This is a genomic window from Bacillus sp. 205(2023) (assembly GCF_037027485.1).
Classification (GTDB): domain Bacteria; phylum Bacillota; class Bacilli; order Bacillales; family Bacillaceae; genus Bacillus; species Bacillus halotolerans.
Window position 1 is genome coordinate 553254 of the sequence record NZ_JAXCHF010000001.1, and the last position, 16254, is coordinate 569507.

Annotated in this window: 22 protein-coding genes; 4 read left to right on the forward strand and 18 right to left on the reverse strand. The window is 43.5% G+C overall.

Features of this window, described 5'->3' with window-relative positions; translation table 11 throughout:
* Positions 1-30: 30 nt before the first annotated feature.
* Entirely contained in the window at positions 31-1431 is a 1401-nt protein-coding gene (gene ctpA / locus WA325_RS02420) for a carboxy-terminal processing protease CtpA (protein WP_322008773.1), read from the reverse strand.
* Positions 1432-1582: 151 nt separating this feature from the next.
* Here ctpA and WA325_RS02425 point away from each other — a divergent pair, with 151 nt between their 5' ends.
* Together WA325_RS02425 and WA325_RS02430 are read left to right on the forward strand one after the other, a co-directional pair.
* On the forward strand, positions 1583-2284 hold the full coding sequence (locus WA325_RS02425) for a class I SAM-dependent methyltransferase (RefSeq protein ID WP_059293285.1): 702 nt from the start codon (positions 1583-1585) through the stop codon (positions 2282-2284).
* Between the two features lie 86 nt (positions 2285-2370).
* Entirely contained in the window at positions 2371-2631 is a 261-nt protein-coding gene (locus WA325_RS02430) for a hypothetical protein (protein WP_044155510.1), read from the forward strand.
* 40 nt (positions 2632-2671) lie between these two features.
* Here the strand turns inward: WA325_RS02430 and WA325_RS02435 are convergent, their stop codons facing one another.
* Positions 2672-3493 carry a M15 family metallopeptidase gene (locus WA325_RS02435; protein ID WP_336183168.1) on the reverse strand — a complete coding sequence of 274 codons (822 nt, stop codon included), beginning with the start codon at positions 3491-3493 and terminating at the stop codon, positions 2672-2674.
* An 83-nt stretch (positions 3494-3576) separates the two neighbouring features.
* Entirely contained in the window at positions 3577-4278 is a 702-nt protein-coding gene (gene deoD / locus WA325_RS02440) for a purine-nucleoside phosphorylase (RefSeq protein WP_024121757.1), read from the reverse strand.
* A 201-nt stretch (positions 4279-4479) separates the two neighbouring features.
* Here deoD and WA325_RS02445 point away from each other — a divergent pair, with 201 nt between their 5' ends.
* Positions 4480-4605, forward strand: a complete 126-nt coding sequence (locus tag WA325_RS02445; RefSeq protein WP_024121758.1) for a hypothetical protein — start codon at positions 4480-4482, stop codon at positions 4603-4605.
* Between the two features lie 37 nt (positions 4606-4642).
* Here the strand turns inward: WA325_RS02445 and yodL are convergent, their stop codons facing one another.
* From yodL to WA325_RS02460, 3 genes are all read right to left on the reverse strand, one after another.
* Entirely contained in the window at positions 4643-4957 is a 315-nt protein-coding gene (gene yodL, locus WA325_RS02450; protein WP_038954208.1) for a shape determination protein YodL, read from the reverse strand.
* A gap of 59 nt (positions 4958-5016) precedes the next feature.
* The gene (locus tag WA325_RS02455; protein ID WP_024121760.1) at positions 5017-5628 is read right to left on the reverse strand and encodes a phosphatase PAP2 family protein; all 612 of its coding nucleotides are present in this window, start codon (positions 5626-5628) and stop codon (positions 5017-5019) included.
* 77 nt (positions 5629-5705) lie between these two features.
* The gene (locus WA325_RS02460; RefSeq protein WP_202853601.1) at positions 5706-5882 is read right to left on the reverse strand and encodes a YozD family protein; all 177 of its coding nucleotides are present in this window, start codon (positions 5880-5882) and stop codon (positions 5706-5708) included.
* Between the two features lie 120 nt (positions 5883-6002).
* Between WA325_RS02460 and WA325_RS02465 the strand changes: the two genes are divergently transcribed.
* Positions 6003-6146: a hypothetical protein gene (locus WA325_RS02465; protein WP_101860544.1), complete on the forward strand. Its 144-nt coding sequence runs from the start codon at positions 6003-6005 to the stop codon at positions 6144-6146.
* Here WA325_RS02465 and WA325_RS02470 read toward each other — a convergent pair.
* The 12 genes from WA325_RS02470 to WA325_RS02525 form a co-directional block, all read right to left on the reverse strand.
* Positions 6143-6823 (reverse strand): hypothetical protein, encoded by a 681-nt coding sequence (locus WA325_RS02470; RefSeq protein ID WP_010334614.1) that lies wholly within the window; start codon positions 6821-6823, stop codon positions 6143-6145. The genes WA325_RS02465 and WA325_RS02470 overlap by 4 nt on opposite strands.
* A 153-nt stretch (positions 6824-6976) precedes the next feature.
* Positions 6977-7201 (reverse strand): YozE family protein, encoded by a 225-nt coding sequence (locus WA325_RS02475; protein ID WP_336183169.1) that lies wholly within the window; start codon positions 7199-7201, stop codon positions 6977-6979.
* Between the two features lie 86 nt (positions 7202-7287).
* A complete protein-coding gene (locus WA325_RS02480; protein ID WP_105992047.1) occupies positions 7288-7566 on the reverse strand; it encodes a YokU family protein in 279 nt (92 codons plus the stop codon).
* Positions 7563-8978 carry a lysine 2,3-aminomutase gene (ablA, locus tag WA325_RS02485; protein ID WP_336183170.1) on the reverse strand — a complete coding sequence of 472 codons (1416 nt, stop codon included), beginning with the start codon at positions 8976-8978 and terminating at the stop codon, positions 7563-7565. Before ablA ends, WA325_RS02480 begins: the two co-directional genes overlap by 4 nt.
* 32 nt (positions 8979-9010) lie before the next feature.
* On the reverse strand, positions 9011-9838 hold the full coding sequence (gene ablB / locus WA325_RS02490) for a putative beta-lysine N-acetyltransferase (RefSeq protein ID WP_305934425.1): 828 nt from the start codon (positions 9836-9838) through the stop codon (positions 9011-9013).
* Complete coding sequence (locus WA325_RS02495) at positions 9816-11126, reverse strand: peptidase (RefSeq protein ID WP_326327450.1); 1311 nt, start codon at positions 11124-11126, stop codon at positions 9816-9818. The genes ablB and WA325_RS02495 overlap by 23 nt, the downstream gene beginning before the upstream one ends.
* Positions 11127-11134: 8 nt before the next feature.
* Positions 11135-11788 carry a 3-oxoacid CoA-transferase subunit B gene (locus WA325_RS02500; RefSeq protein WP_024121766.1) on the reverse strand — a complete coding sequence of 218 codons (654 nt, stop codon included), beginning with the start codon at positions 11786-11788 and terminating at the stop codon, positions 11135-11137.
* On the reverse strand, positions 11773-12462 hold the full coding sequence (locus WA325_RS02505) for a CoA transferase subunit A (protein ID WP_044155490.1): 690 nt from the start codon (positions 12460-12462) through the stop codon (positions 11773-11775). The genes WA325_RS02500 and WA325_RS02505 overlap by 16 nt, the downstream gene beginning before the upstream one ends.
* Positions 12463-12480: 18 nt before the next feature.
* Positions 12481-13803: an aspartate aminotransferase family protein gene (locus WA325_RS02510; RefSeq protein WP_105955004.1), complete on the reverse strand. Its 1323-nt coding sequence runs from the start codon at positions 13801-13803 to the stop codon at positions 12481-12483.
* A 131-nt stretch (positions 13804-13934) separates the two neighbouring features.
* Positions 13935-14051: a YjcZ family sporulation protein gene (locus WA325_RS02515; protein ID WP_044155488.1), complete on the reverse strand. Its 117-nt coding sequence runs from the start codon at positions 14049-14051 to the stop codon at positions 13935-13937.
* 79 nt (positions 14052-14130) lie between these two features.
* Positions 14131-14910, reverse strand: coding sequence for a GNAT family N-acetyltransferase (locus tag WA325_RS02520; RefSeq protein WP_105955003.1), 780 nt, complete (start codon positions 14908-14910; stop codon positions 14131-14133).
* 28 nt (positions 14911-14938) lie between these two features.
* Positions 14939-16219, reverse strand: coding sequence for a glycosyltransferase family 2 protein (locus WA325_RS02525; RefSeq protein WP_336183392.1), 1281 nt, complete (start codon positions 16217-16219; stop codon positions 14939-14941).
* Positions 16220-16254: the final 35 nt, after the last annotated feature.

Below are 16254 nucleotides of genomic sequence, written 5' to 3' on the forward strand. Positions count from 1 at the left end.
AGCCATACGCGGTAGCCGCGTATGGCTTTTTTACATTTCTTTTTTCAGCGTTTCAATTGCTTTTTTCATTTGCGTATCATTATTTGACAGCTTTTGTTGAAGTTCTGTCATTAGTTTTGTTGTAGTATCGCCAGTCAGCACGCCTGTTTGTTTCAGATTCTCTTTTTTCTGAAACTGTTTGACGACTGATACAAAATCTTGATCATACGTACTGTTTACCTTCACCTGATAGCCAAGTGCTTTCAGCATTTGCTGAGCGACTTTGACTTCAGTGCCTGTATTGCCTGATTTGTACGTTTTATCAGCGTCCAAATATGGGAGCTTTGCGTAATCAGGAAGCTCTGCTTTCACTTGCGGCTTGATGCCTTTTTTATGAATCCATTCACCGTCAGCAGTCAGCCATTTGGCCATTGTCAGTTTGACTGTTGAACCATCCTCATACTCTTTTGCGGTTTGCACTGTGCCTTTTCCGAATGTGGTTTCTCCAATTAACGGAATGCCTGACGATTCATGAAGGGCAGCGGCCATGATTTCTGCAGCGCTCGCTGTTCCGTCATTTACTAAAACGACAGTCGGCTTGGTAACTTTTCGTTCTTTTTCCGCTTTCATGACTTCTTTTGAGCCGTTTTTGTACTCAACCTGCATAATATTTTTACCTTTATCAATAAACAGATTGCTCATTGTAATCGCCTGGTCCATTAAGCCGCCCGGATTGCCCCTCAAGTCTAAAATATAGCCTTTGGCACCTTTTTTCTCTAAACTGTCGATCGCACTTGTCAGCTCTTTAGCAGTTGTTTCAGAGAAAGAAGTGATTTGGATCTCACCGATATTGTTGTCTTTCATCTCAGAATAGACGGTCTCAACAGGAATCGTATCGCGCTTAATGGAAAGATCAATCTCTCCCACTCCCGCTCTGTTCAGCTCAAGCTTCACTTTTGTGCCCTTTTTGCCGCGGATTAAAGCGACGGCTTCATTTACATTCATGCCTTTTACGCTTTTCCCGTTTACTTTCAGGATTTGATCCTTCGGTTTGATTCCGGCTTTTTCAGCAGGTGAACCTTTGATTGGCGCAACAATAAGGATTTCACCGTCTTTTTCCTCTACTTGCGCTCCTATTCCTTCAAAGGATGCAGAAATGCTTTCTTCGAATGATTTTCCTTCCTTTTGATCCATATAGGTAGAGTAAGGATCGTCCAGAGACTCAATCATTCCTTTAATTGCTCCGTCTACTAATTTGTCATCGTTTGTTTCCTTGTAATAATCACTTTTGATTTGCTCATACGCTTTATTTAATTTATCGAACTTACTATCTCCTGCGCTTGTTGATTTTTGGCCCAGAATGCTTGAATTGCCCGTAATAAATAAAGTCAGCGCCGAAGCGACAACCGCAGTGATCAGCACAACAAAAAACAGTTTCAATTGCCGTTTCAATTAAACACCACCTTTTCTTCTTACATTATTATCATGGACGATTTCCTATTCGTCAACTCGGAGCAGAAAATATAGAGATCCGCCCTTCTTTATCGTTTCATAAACCTATGTCTTTTCACGACATATAATAACCAAAAAGGAGGATACCATTTTGAGCCGATATTTAGAAATGCTGTCCTTATTCGGTGTCTCAGGTGCACATCCAGGCGGGCTTGCTTTTTCAAAAGCCGTATTGCAAAAAGCGGCACCTCCGCCTGATCAGCCGATTCTTGATGCCGGATGCGGGACGGGGCAAACTGCGGCTTATTTAGGACATTTGCTTTATCCTGTCACAGTCGTTGATAAAGACCCTGTCATGCTTGAGAAGGCGAAAAAAAGATTTGCAAATGAAGGGCTGGCCATCCCTGCATATCTTGGAGAGCTGGAACATCTTCCGTTTTCTTCGGCGTCCTTTTCCTGCGTCCTGTCCGAATCCGTCCTCAGTTTTTCCCATCTGACATCCTCCCTTCAAGAAATTAATAGAGTATTGAAGCCGGGTGGAATGCTGATCGGTATTGAAGCGGCGCTTAAAAAGCCGATGCCTCCGCGCGAAAAGAAGCAAATGATGGACTTTTACGGTTTTACAAAGCTTTATAACGAATCGGAGTGGATGGAATCGATTCATTCCCATGGATTTCAGAAAACAGAAACGATCACCCTTTTGCCGGAAGATATGGAATTTGAACCGACGACAGAAATGGATGTATCGCAAGCAATCGCTCCTATCTACTATGAAACGCTTCAGTCCCATTATGACCTCATGCAGGCATACAGCGAGTATATGGGTCATTGTATCTTTATCGCATACAAGTAAAACGGCGCTTCACCCCCTCTTTTCGTCCAACCTTTTTTGTTTATCTATCATAAGCTGATAGAAAGACGGATTAGGAGGGAATTATATTGGAAAAATACTATCATATCTGCCGACAGCACCAAGGAAAAGTTGCTAGAATTACAGAAAGAAACGGCAGGGTCCATGTGGGCAGAATTACACGGGTAACCAACAGCAAGGTCTTTATTGCTCCGGTTACTTCAGGGGGCCCAAGAGGCGGATTTGGCTATGGATATTGGGGCGGCTACGGATTTGGATATGGAGCCGCATATGGTATTGGCCTTGGGCTGATTACAGGTGTGGCGCTCGCCGGTTTATTCTTTTTTTAATGGAAAAACCCGCTTAACCAATGGTAAGCGGGTTTTTATTTTATATCTTCTTCACTTTTTCAAAGTATTCTTCTAATGTTAAGTCATTCTCATGAATAACCTTTGCAGCCTTTTTGCCTACATAACGCAAATGCCATGGTTCGTATTCGTACTTCGTGATATCTTCTTTGTTTTTAGGGTAGCGAATAATAAAACCGTATTTATATGCATTGTTCTGCACCCATTTTCCGTCTTCGGTGCTGCCGAACTCCTCATTTAGCTCAAAACCGTTGCTTCGGCTGGAAATATCCATTGCTAAACCTGTTTGATGTTCACTTTCACCAGGATATGCGACAGCTTCTCTTGCTTTCTTTTCCCCTTTTAGGCTTACTTCATTTTTAAAGATAACCTGCTGTCTGTCATACGAGCGGTATCCTGACACGGCTGCCAGCTCATAGCCATCCTTTTTCGCTGCATCAAACATCGTTTTTAATGCGTCTGCTGCTTCTTTTCTGATGTATCGCTTTTGTATTTTCTCTTCAAAAGAAAACTCGACATCAGGGATAACTAGATCGCTAGGTTCATAGTCTCCTGGCAGTGCGTATTGCTTATTGACAAGGGCGAGGATATTTTTTGGATTTTGAATGGTTTCCAGGCCGTCTACTTTTTTAATGTTATTGAAAAACTTGCTTTCCAATAAGAACTCACTGTCCTGCGTATTTGTTTTTTTGCTGTCAGCTGTTTTTTCTTCTGTCTGTTTTGATTCTGCAGTGGTTTTCGTATCCTTTTGAGCATCTCCATTTGACATGCTGCAGCCGGCTCCGACAATTGCCGTCACACTCAGAGCGGCGGCCAGCGAGAACCATTTACCGGACTTTTTCATAATCACATTACCTTCCTTTTATCAATCGTTTCCGTATCCATAAAGAAGAGGCTGCCGGCACCCAGCACGCCTCTTCATTTATTTTATTTTGATACAGAATGTAAAGCCACTTCTATCATATCATGAAAAGTGGTTTGACGCTCTTCTGCTGTTGTTTCTTCTCCTGTTAATACGTGATCGCTCACGGTCAGGATGGACAGCGCTTTTCTACCGTGCTTCGCTGCCAATGTATACAAAGCGGTTGTTTCCATCTCTACCCCGAGCACACCGTATTGGGCAAGCTTTTCAATTTGAGAATCGTCATTGTAGAACTGGTCAGCAGTAAATACACTGCCTACCGTCACCGGTACGCCTTTATCCTTAGCGGCGTCATAGGCATTTTTCAAAAGCTCGAAATCTGCGTTAGGCGCGAAATCGATACTTCCAAAAGCGACTCTGTTCATTTGTGAATCAGTAGAAGAAGTCATGGCCAAAATGACGTCGCGCACTTTGACATCTTTACGGATGGCGCCGCAAGAGCCTACTCTTATTAAATTTTGCACATCATAGCTTTGAATTAATTCATTGACGTAAATTGAAATGGACGGAACACCCATGCCCGTGCCCTGCACAGAGATTTTTTTGCCTTTATATGTACCTGTAAATCCATACATGCCTCTGACTTCATTATAGCATTCCACATTTTCAAGATACGTTTCAGCGATAAATTTTGCTCTTAAAGGGTCCCCCGGCAACAGTACCGTATCCGCAATTTGTCCTTTTTCCGCACCGATATGTACACTCATCTCATATCCTCCTCAACCAAAATTAACGATCAGTCCGTTCATTTTACAACGGATGTCATGATGAGACAAACTTCAGCATTGATTATAAAGGAATGTTCCGAAAAAAGAAAATGATCCGGGGTATTTTTAGGCGCCATTAGAGAAAATCGGGATAATTGAGCTGCTTATATGAGAACCTAACGGCAAAAGGAGGGATGAAACATGGGTAAAAAACAGCGTAACCGGATAACCGGACAAAAAAAGAATAACCACATACCTGCTAAAGACGTTATCGCGGCTGAAGAGGCGCACGAAAAAGAGCATTCCGCGGCCAAACGAAAACCTTAAAAAACAGAAAACTGCGGATATCCGCAGTTTTCTTTCGTTATGTTGTTTGCACAATCAGACGATTGATTTTCCTCCATCCGGCGGGAAGCAGTTTATAATATGTTTTCCCTTTTCTGCCTTCATCAATCAAAATCACATCCCCTGTGGCCATAAATCTCGCATCATAATCACTTGGAACAGTATCGAATACATTAAACAAAGAGAACGCTCTTTTTAGCACGTCTTGATGATTGCTCCCGTTCAGTTCAGTTCGATAGACGGCTCGGTAACCTTTTTTTTCACCAAACCGGGGTGTTTGAAATATTGTCACATCGTAAAAACAAGACTTCTTTTTAAACACGGATAACATCATCAAGATCCCTCCCTTTTATTTCTATAACATATTAGCGTTTCGCCCTCTTTTTCCTCTCTCTACTTTTGTCGAAACGAATGAAACTTTTCGTCAAAACCTTTCACGAGGAAAAACAGTAGCAGGCCGAGACTGAAGCCTCCTAAAACGTCAGTTAAAAAGTGCACGCCGAGGTAGACTCTGCTGGCACCAACCAAAATAACGACAGTACCGGCGATTATGTATACCGCTTTTTTATGCTTTGACAAAAACGGGATGTGTTTCACTAAAAAGTAGGCGATTACAGGATAAACACAAGCAGCGTTCATGGAGTGGCCGCTCGGAAAGCTGAAGGACGACTCATGAACGAGCGGTTCAAAATCCGGCCTTGCCCGTTCGATCCACTCTTTTAATATTTTGTTTAACAGACGATCCGCTCCGAATATGAAAAGCATCAAAAGACCGTCCAAGGTTCTCTTGTAAAAAAACAGCCCTGCCCCAATGACTACGATAAGTGGCAGTAAAAAGGAAGTAGCACCGAGATGAGTCACCCAAATCATCACATCGTTCAGCCAAGGCTGACGGATAGCTGCGGCTGCCTTACTGATCATTTCATCTGCTGATTGAACAGCAGATGTATGAATAACCGCGGCTAAAAAAAGAAAGAGAAGAAACAGACTGACTGGCTTGTACAAGATTTTCCCTCCTTTATTTCTCAAAAATTCATATCAGCCGAATAAAAAACCGGAGCTGGCCGCTCCGGTTTCAAGCCTTAATAATCTTCATCCAGCTCTTCATCTATCATACATTTTTCTATCAGATAATCAAAGGTAATATCGGCGATTTCAAACAGCTCATCTTCACTCGGTATGTAGCCCCGTCTTGCAAGCTCTCTGTAAAAAAATTCAGCGATTTCTTCCGTGTCAATCACAAGATCTATTTCTTTCATAACCGTACCGCCTCCTTTTTTATGTTTTATGAAAAAACGGGATGAATTATACCCGGTGTTCTAAACAATTCTTTCATTCATATACATTGAATAAAAAAACAAGCCATAGGAGGCTGACAAATGATCGCTAAAATGATGGAAGCACTGGACGGAGAAAGATTCGATATGGTCATGGAAAAAACGCTCAAAGGTATGACGCATGTCATGATTTGGGGCTGTCTGCCTTACTTTTTATATGTGGTCATCCGCTTGTTCACAAACTAACTGAAGTGTTCTTTTAAACTTTCCAGCACAAACATCATCATATCTTTATATTCTTCATCTTTAAACATTTCGTACAGAATTTTGTAATCGTTGTAAATATCCAAAAGCTCATCAACAATTGATACAGCCAGGATGCGCAGGGTATCTTGATCTTCATCTTCGCCTTCAAACTGAAGAAGAGCAGACGGTACAATATCTTCGCCGATCTCATGGGCAGTTTCTCCGACATAGTGGACAAACAAAAGCTGATGCACAAACTGGTCCATTTCATACTTTCTGAGTACCAGCGTGAGATCCTCTTCCTCCGTTTCAAGCCACTCTCCATCCTTTAAACGAGTCAGCTCATAAATAATATCTTCCCAGCCATCTTCTAAATATCTCCAAATTTCTGTTCTGTGGCCGATAATGCGAAAGAGTTCTTTTCCATAATCTTTTACATAAACAACATCTCCAATGAGGAATTCATATTCAATATCAAGTTTTTCCATATCGACGATGACGCCTTCATAATCTTTATATAATTGAATGGACGATTCAAAATATAAGACTTCATTGTGGTTTACTTCATAAAGATAGTGCTTATCGATTTGGTGTACTTTTGTGATGGTGCCGACTGTCCCATACATAATGACGACTACGATATCCCCTACTTGGAATTTCGGTTTATTTTGCTTCATGGTGTCTCCCCCTCGCCGCAACATTTCTCATACGCTATCGTATGCTGGGTTACACCAATTCGCATGGGCATGAAAACCATTGGAAGTATCCAATTATGGTATGTGTATGCGCACAAAAAAATCCGCAGCGGATCTGCGGATTTAAACATGTGGTTATTTCTCGTGCACCTCGGCCTCGTATTTTTCCCAAGCTTCATCAAACGTAGCCATCGTGTCCAGATAATCAACAGTCAGCTCCAAATATGAACTGATTTCGTGATAATCGGTTGATGTTTTTGGGAAGCTGTGATCCTCATACGCCTGATTGGCAAACTCACTGATGCTGTCCTGCGGTTTAGGATGTCTGTATTTCAATAAATAGTGATAAAAGGATTTCATGGGTTTCCCCTCCTGGTGTCTGTCTTTTGTTGTTCTATTATACAGTGCAAGTGTAAAATTACAACAAAAGAATAACGAAACATCATTCAGGAAAAATCAAAATAGTTGCGTTTTAATATCCTTTCCGTTTCCATGAGCTGTTGATACGTCAGACTTTCAGGGAGTTTTTTTGTGTTGATTAAAAACAGCTGATCCTCAATATCCTTTATCGTCGAATCCTCTTGGTAGGCCATTCCGCAAGAAGAGCAAATCATCGCGGGGGTGTTTGTCAGCTCTATGGCTCGTGTGCCGTCAGGAAGCTCCCAATAAACCGTGTTCGTGCCAGGCTGCGCCTCAGGCACACCGCACCATACGCATGTTTTCATGAAGAATCCCCCCCGCTTTCTGCCTCTTTTTCTTTTTTCTGCTGGGCTAAAAATTTCTTTTCCTTTAGCTGGTCTCTTTTCTCCCGCCGGTCCTTTAAGGTTTCGTGCCCCGGCTTCGCTGTATATGCTTCTCTCCTTTTGATTCTGGCCACGTTTTCCGGTGTGAAAGAAATCTCTTTGTCGGCAAGGATGGCACTCAGTCCAATTGGCTCTTTTTTGTCGACAGCTTCAGGAAAAACAGACTCAAAATAGGCGTCAGCCTGGTTAGGGATATAATGTTCAGGTTCCGGATAAGAGGTAATGACTCCTTCAAAATTTCTCAAGATGATTTTGTCAGGACTTTGCGATAAAACATAATTTGGCTGCAGTGCGATCTTCCCGCCGCCGCCTGGTGCGTCAACGACAAAGGTTGGTACCGCGTAGCCTGAAGTATGGCCTCGCAGCCCCTCAATAATCTCCAGCCCTTTTGAAACCGGAGCTCTGAAATGTCCGATGCCTTCTGAGAGATCACATTGGTATATATAATAGGGACGGACTCTGATTTTCACCAAGTCATGCATAAGCTTTTTCATAATTGTTACCGAATCATTAATGCCTGCTAGCACGACGGCCTGATTTCCGACCGGCACACCTGCGTTCACCAGCTTTTCGCAAGCCTCAACGGATTCCTCCGTCATTTCGATGCTTGTGTTGAAATGGGTGTTCAGCCAGACCGGATGATATTTCTTTAAGATATCGCACAGTTGATCGGTGATTCTCTGAGGAAAAACGACAGGCGCTCTTGTGCCGATTCTGATAATTTCCAAATGCGGTATACTGCGCAGCTCTTTTAAAATGTATTCTAAAATTTGATCATTGATCAGCAACCCGTCCCCGCCTGAAATCAGACAGTCCCGGATCTCGGGTGTCTCCCGAATGTAGGCGATCGCGGCATCAAGCTGCTTTTTAGGGACGCCCATTCCGATTTGACCGGAAAAACGCCTCCTTGTGCAGTAGCGGCAGTACATGGAGCATTGGTTCGTGACAAGGAATAGGACTCGGTCGGGATAACGGTGTGTCAGACCGGGTACCGGAGAGTCTTCATCCTCATGAAGCGGGTCTTCCAGGTCGTATTTTGTTTTGTGCATCTCTTCAGAGAGCGGCACAGACTGCATCCGTATCGGACATCTGGGGTTGTCGGGATCCATTAAGGAAGCATAATAGGGTGTGATATTTAAGGGGATCGTTTTAGTAGAAATTCTGACGCCTTCCTCTTCTTCTTCGGTCAGGTTAATCACTTTTTTCAAGTCATCTAATGTTCTTACAGTATGGGTCAGCTGCCACAGCCAATCATTCCATTTTTCTTCCGGAACATCCTTCCATAACTCTATCTCCTTCCAATGCCGTTTCGGTTTATACCATTTGTTTGTCAAATGAAATTCCTCCTCGTGCATTTCTTTTTCACTTACAGGCGCTTGCACCAGATATTCATATTTTCAAGCCCTTCTCCTATATAACAATTATTGATCAGCCTTCCGCCATACTGATACCCGGAATGATACAGGACCGCATTCATTCCAAAAGATGCAGCGCGGGCGAGTGAAAATACTTGAAAGATATCTTGCTCTCTCATTTCTTTTTCTAATGCATCTATTAAAATACTTGTCAGCGAACGGCCCCGATAATCGGGAAGCACGGCACAGTCCGTCATTTCGGCATGCCCCAGCTCAGGATTGATATCTGCGCTTGCCGCGCTAATCAGACGGTCATCTTCAAGCATGACATAATAAAGTGTATGCTCATTCATCGTCTTTTCAATATAGGCGGGATCAAACACAGGAGTCGGATACGTGCGGAATACTTTTTTATACAGCATAGATAACTGATACATGTCGTTTGTTTCTGCTTTTCTCATTGTAAAAGGAGACCTGTCTTCGATTTGTGGCTGAGGCTTCAATTTATATAATAGCTCTATCATTTCCTGCTCGGATAAATAGGTATCTGTTTGTCTTCGTTTTTCTGTGAGATAACGGACCATGACGGCAGCGCGATGGCCGAGATAGTAGCCTTCGAGAAAGCCCTCCGGCGTAAACAATTGTTTAGCCAGCTCCGCCTCGTCATGCTGTTTAGTGTACACAATAATTTTTTCGGCGCCCTCCTCTTCAGCCGCTGTCATAATATCAGACAAGACTTCCTGAATAGCGCCTTCATAACGAATGACTCTAATTCGTTTATTAAAGCGGTCATTGTCTATGACAGCCGTGACACCGCTATTCTTTACTGTTTTGATCATCAGCATCCTCCCCGTCTGTATGAAGCCCGCACCAATCCATCACAAAAAGAGCAATAATTTTAGCTGATTCTAACATGGCTTCAACCTCAATATACTCGTTTGCCTGATGTGCCGTTTTCGTCTCTCCCGGTCCAAAAACGATAACAGGAGTATCTCCCGCATGATACAAAAGGCCGCCGTCTGTCCCCCAAGGCGACGCTTCGATGATCGGCTGTGTTTGTTTCATTTTTTGATAGGCTGACTGCAAAACTGATAGTAAAGGATGGTCATCAGGCAAATCATTCGGCAGCCATTGAGCCCCGAACCATTCTACTTGAATTGGATGGCGTTTAAACCATTCATCATGATATTGTAAATCTTTCAGCCAGTTTTCCAATTCCATTTTCACGGCTTCAGGCTTTTCATGGGGAGCAATTCCGCATCTTCCTTCTATGACGACGCGGTCTGCTACCGAGGACGGCCATGTTCCGCCTGAGATAGTGCCAATATTGATTGGAACCGGGATTGGGATATGATCATAAAGCGGGTCAGAAATTCTTGCATTGCGGACTTTTTCAAGCTCTTGAATGGCTGTAGTGACATGCATGCTTTTTTCAATGGCGCTGACACCTTCATACCGTGTGCCTCCGTGTGCTGCTAATCCTTTAACCGTGATCCGAAACCACATCGAGCCCTGCTGTTTAATAAAAAGCTTCATATTGGTCGGTTCCGGAATTAGCGCCCCGTCCGCACGATAGCCTCTTATAATGGCAGAAAGTGTTCCGGCGCCGCCGCACTCTTCATCTATAACACTCTGAAACAATACATCACCTTTCAGTTTGACATCGCAGGCGTGCAGAGCTTCTAATGCAAATAGAAGGGCTGTATTGCCTCCCTTCATATCAGTGGAGCCGCGGCCGTAAATTTTACCATTTACTTCGGCAGCTTGAAACGGTTCATACTTCCATTCCTTCAAATTTCCTTCTGGCACAACATCGATATGCCCGTTTAAAATCAGAGATCGTCCTCCGCCCTCTCCCGTTTTTTTAGCGACAATGTTCGGGCTCTCATGAAAATCCGACCGGTCTGATATAAAATAGGGATGCTGTTTTAATTGTTTTAGGCTCGGCTCCCACACATCAATGTCCATATGAAATTGCCTAAGCTTTTCAAGGACTACTGCCTGGGCGTTAAATTCCTTGCCAAGTGTGCTTTTTTCTCCAACCAGCCTTTTCAAAAGACGAATGGCTTTGGCTGAATGCTGATCAAGCCATTCGATTACTTTTCTTTCAATGTCCTGCATCATCACTCCCCCTTTTAAGAAAAAGGCATATCTACCATTATTTCAGCGTCGGTCAGACCGATCACCTCGTCAATAGTTGAGCCATTCATCAGTTCTTTTAAAATAAAATGATGCCGGCCAACTGCAAGAACTGCTTTTTCAGTAATGATCATATCTACACAGCCTGCTGCTGTTAACGGAAGGGTGCAGGCTTCTGTTAATTTAGGCCTCCCTTTTTGATCGGTATGGCTCATGACGACAACCACTTTTTTCGCTTTTTGGGCGAGCTCCATCGCACCGCCCATGCCTGGCACCTTTTTTCCGGGTACAAGCCAATTCGCAAGGTCTCCCGACTGGCTTACCTGCAAAGCGCCTAAAATCGTAATGTCAATCATGCCTCTTCTGATCATGGCAAAAGACATCGTTGTATCAAAATAAGATGCTCCCTTAACAGCACGGACAGGGAATCCCGCGGCGTTGCATAAATTTTCATCCTCATTCCCTTTTTCGGGACTTTCGCCAATCCCGAGTACGCCGTTTTCCGCCTGCAGCATAACCTGCATGTCAGGCGGCAAAAAGTTCGGCACCAAGGAAGGGATGCCGATACCGAGATTCACCATCATGCCTGGTTTGATTTCAGAAGCAGCCCGTCTGGCGATCTGCTCTCTTTCTGTTACTCCCAAGCCCATTTCCACCTCACCCCTTCGCTTCTCACAACTCCCTCAACAAAAACCCCAGGCGTTACAATCATTTCTTCTGCAATATCACCCATCGGCACAATCGTCTCAGCCTCGGCAAAGGTTCTTTTGGCGGCCATTGCCATAAGCGGATTCATGTTACGCGCTGTTTTGTCATACGTTAAATTGCCGAATTCATCTGCAATGCAGGCATTGATGAAGGCAAAATCAGCCGTCAGCGCTTCTTCAACCAAGTATTGTTTCCCCGCTACAGACACAATCTCTTTTTTCTCACAAACCATTTGATTATCAATGCCGATATCGGTCAAAATGCCGCCAAGGCCGGATCCGCCGGCGCGAATCCGTTCTGCGAGCGTGCCCTGAGGCGAAAATCGAACCTCTAATGTGCCGTCTGTCATCTGTTTTCCGGCTACAGGATTTGAACCGATATGCGATGCAATCAGTGTCTTGACTCTTTTATTGACAATAAGCGGTCCAATCCCAATCTCCGGGAATCCGGCATCATTGCAAATGACAGTTAATTCTTTCACACCGCTGTCCAATATGGCTTCAATCAAAGAAGGAGGAGAGCCGACTCCTCCGAAGCCGCCAAACATAAGGACCGATCCATCACGCACATCTGCAATTGCCGATTCAATGCTGATCGTTTTTTGAAATGGTGCCATATTGATTTCAATCCCTTTTCAGTTTTTTTCAACTTCTGCAACTGTCTCCGAAAAAGTTGATATAAGCTCTTCCATCTCTCCGTCTGAGATTGTGAATGGAGGAGCGATGATTACGGCATCTCCTTCCCCGCTGTCGATTCCAGCCTTGGCAGGATAGACAATGAGCCCGCGTTTTTTTGCTTCGCTGATGATACGCTGGGTCATCGACTGATCTTGCGGAAACACTCGCTTTGTCTTTTTATCAGCCACAAATTCAACGCCTAACAGCAGTCCTTTGCCGCGGACATCCCCAATGATGCCGCTTCGGTGCATCATCTCTTCAAGTTTCTTTTTCAGCTTGAAGCCCTTTTCTTCAGACTGTTTGATCAAGCCGTGTCTGATAACATAACGCAAAACCTCGAGAGCGGCTTTGGCTGAAAAGGGATGAGCACTGTATGTGTGACCGCTCATAATAATACCTGATCCTTGTTTTATCGTTTGGAGAACCGTATCAGACACAACTGCAGCTGCAATAGGCGCGTAGCCGGCACCGAGCCCCTTTCCAAGCACAGCGATATCAGGAACGGTATGCCAATGCTCTGTCGCAAGCATCCTCCCAGTTCTCCCAAGCCCGGTCATCACTTCATCCGCAATAAACAGCACACCATGTGAGCGGCACACCTCTTGCAATCTCTCATAATATCCAGAAGGAGGAGTGATTGCTGCTCCCGCGGCTCCAATAATAGGTTCTGCCACAAATCCAGCAATAAACTGACTTCCGATTCTTTTTATAGCGGTTTCCAGCTCCTCCGCAGCCGTTTGAACAAAATCTTTTTTTGCCTCTTGATTCAGCCGATATATATGCGGGGCTGAGAGAGCGGGATAACGCTCTAGCAAATGGGTGAACCGGTACCTGCGTTCATAAAATCCTGACAATGAAAGCGCTCCCAAAGTTATTCCGTGGTAACTGCTCCATCGTGAGAGAAAGATGGATTTTTCTGTCTGCTTTTTTTCCTGCCAATATTGAATGGCGATTTTCATTGCCGTTTCTATGGCCTCTGATCCGCTATTGACAAAAAAAGACCAATTCAAGTCTCCCGGCAGCTGCTCGGCCAGTAAAGCAGCTAATTGCTCGGCCGGCTCACTCGTAAACTGCGAGCGGTAAGCAAAAGACACCTTATCAAGCTGTTCTTTCAGCTGCTCAGTTACTTCATCAACCCCATGGCCGATATTGCATGTCACCGCACCAGATGAGCCATCAAGATATTTTTTTCCGTTCTGATCATACACATATGTGCCCTTTGCATGACTGACAATCGGATATTCGGCATTAAGCTCTGGCTTAATTAAATAACTGCTCATGCTTCCACCTCAAAAACACCTTTTCTACATTGTATGAGTGTCCAAATAGCGGCATGACGCTCCCTATAAAATCTTTTTTCGCACAAAAAAAGAGCCCTTCCGAACTTCGAAAGGCTCTTGTGTTATTTCATCTAGCAAATAAAAGCGGCTCCGACGATAATTAATAAAATGAACAAGACAACAATCAATACAAATGTATTTGTCCCGCAGCCAAATCCTCCGTAACCGTATCCATGATATCCATGCATATTGTTTTTCATCCTTTCTTATCACGATATACGGCATTGTATGCGGGCCAAGTCCCAAACGGTTTGTGCAAATGCCCATCTATGTAAGGAAATAATGAAAAACAGTGTGCACCCGCTCAAATTTTTTAAATTTGAGCTTTTCATAAAAATGAGTAACGCCATCAGAATTTGAGGCCACTAAATAAGCATCGTCCATTCCTAAAGATTTGGCAATGGACAGCATCTCACCCACAAGAATACTGCCGTAGCCCCTTCTTTGAAACTGATCCAAAATCGCCACCTCTTCAATTTTCGCCGTTTTCTCTTGCGAATCAATAAAAAGTTCTCCGCAGCCAATCGGAATGTTCTGTGATGAATCGCTGTAACAAACGACAAGCAAAATCGTACCCGCTTTGTAAAAAGGATATTTTCTCACTAATTTTTGTTCTGCGGTTGCCTCTCCTATATAAAGCGAGTCATAAATTTTCATGATAGAAGATCCGTCACTAAGACTCTTTGCCGTCCCCCATGCCGTGAAAGGATGTCCGGTCTGTCCCTTCCAGTCTCCAAGCTTCATGCAGTATAACAGCTCATCTTCAACCACAAAACCGCTTTTCACAAGCGACTGCTTCAAAACGAGCGGAAAAACATGCTGAGGAGACGCTTTTAAATGGATATAATTCGCATCAAGCAGCTTCGGTACGGACGGCAAAAAATCAGGTATACGCTCCAATGGAAATGTATCATGAAGCTGCACAAAATTATGAGAAAAAATGTGCGGCAGCTTGGAATCTTTATATACACTGTAATGATCAAACAACTTCGATTCAGACGTTAACGATAGATATTGATACTCCGTTTTTGAATAAAGTCCTGTCATGAATGTCTCCTTTTTATGACCTATACATTTACTCGATTGCAATATTTAATTTCTTTATAATCTCATCGTACACCGGATAAAACGGCTTTCCAATTGGAAATTGCTGAATATTCCGGAAAGAAGCGGGTATTGGTTTCTGCTGCAAAAAGAATTTCCTCACCACTTGCTCGCTGATTGGATGAAAAACACCGTTTAGAAATAGAAACCGCTCGCGTTCTATAAAAAACAGTCTTCGTCCAGGCGGATTTGCGATCACTCCAGATCTGTCCCGCGTGATAGGCGGCCCTTCCTGCAGATCCGCGAGCACTTCTTTTTCAATCGTCAAAATATCTTTTCTTTTAAATTGATAAAATTGAAAAGCATGCTGACTTTCTATCCGTCTTTTTTTACCGGCGTCAATGTAAAATACTGCAGGCTGGTCAGGTTCTTTTACCAAAACATAATTCGGAATGTTTAAACATTTTCCCGTATGATATTGAAATAAATACGGATCGGGGATAACAACAGTCCGATCCAGATACACTGAACTCCATCTCTCCCCCACAGGATGCCGCACACCTTGATCAAGAAAATACACATGTTGATCAGATCCTTTTACAAACGTGCCGTCAATCAAATCGGCTGGCAGAAACTGATAAGCGTTTTGAAAAGAATTCGGGGTCTTATACGTTGTATCTAATACTTCATTTATCGGCAGGAACGGGGCAAATGTGTTTACTCTCATCCAAAAAATTGAGTCGCCGTGATTCCAATGCATCATATCATCGTCCCAATAGCTTCCATATTTATCTTTGATCCGATCAAGCAACGAACGGCGATGCATAACAGAGCAATGATCGACTTGAAAAGCGGCTTGATCAAGCACCGCATTGGCATCTCTGTAAAAATGGGAAATTTCCTCTCCTCTTTCGTTTACATGAACAACTTTTTGTTTTGAATAGACTGCCTGTGCTTCAGGATGACACAAAAATGTCTGCACCATACGGCTCAGCCGATCAGGATGATAAACCGTATCATCAGTAAGATAAGAAATGTAGTCGCCGGCGGCAAATGGAAGAGCGTTATTAATTAATGTGGCATAACGGGTTGTTTTTAATCGATTTTGAGGATGGACGAAGCTGTTTTTATAACGAATGCGCTGATCATGAAGGTACTTGTGAATCACCGCAATCGTTTTCTCGTTTGAATGGTCATCCATGACAAAAAGCTCCCAATTGCTATGAGTTTGATTGATGACACTCTCAATCGCCATTTGTAGATAATCAGGTTTGTTATAACTCGTTAAAATAATGGAAACTTTGTCCCCCATCTCTGCAAGCCTCCTATTGTCACACATGAAAACGG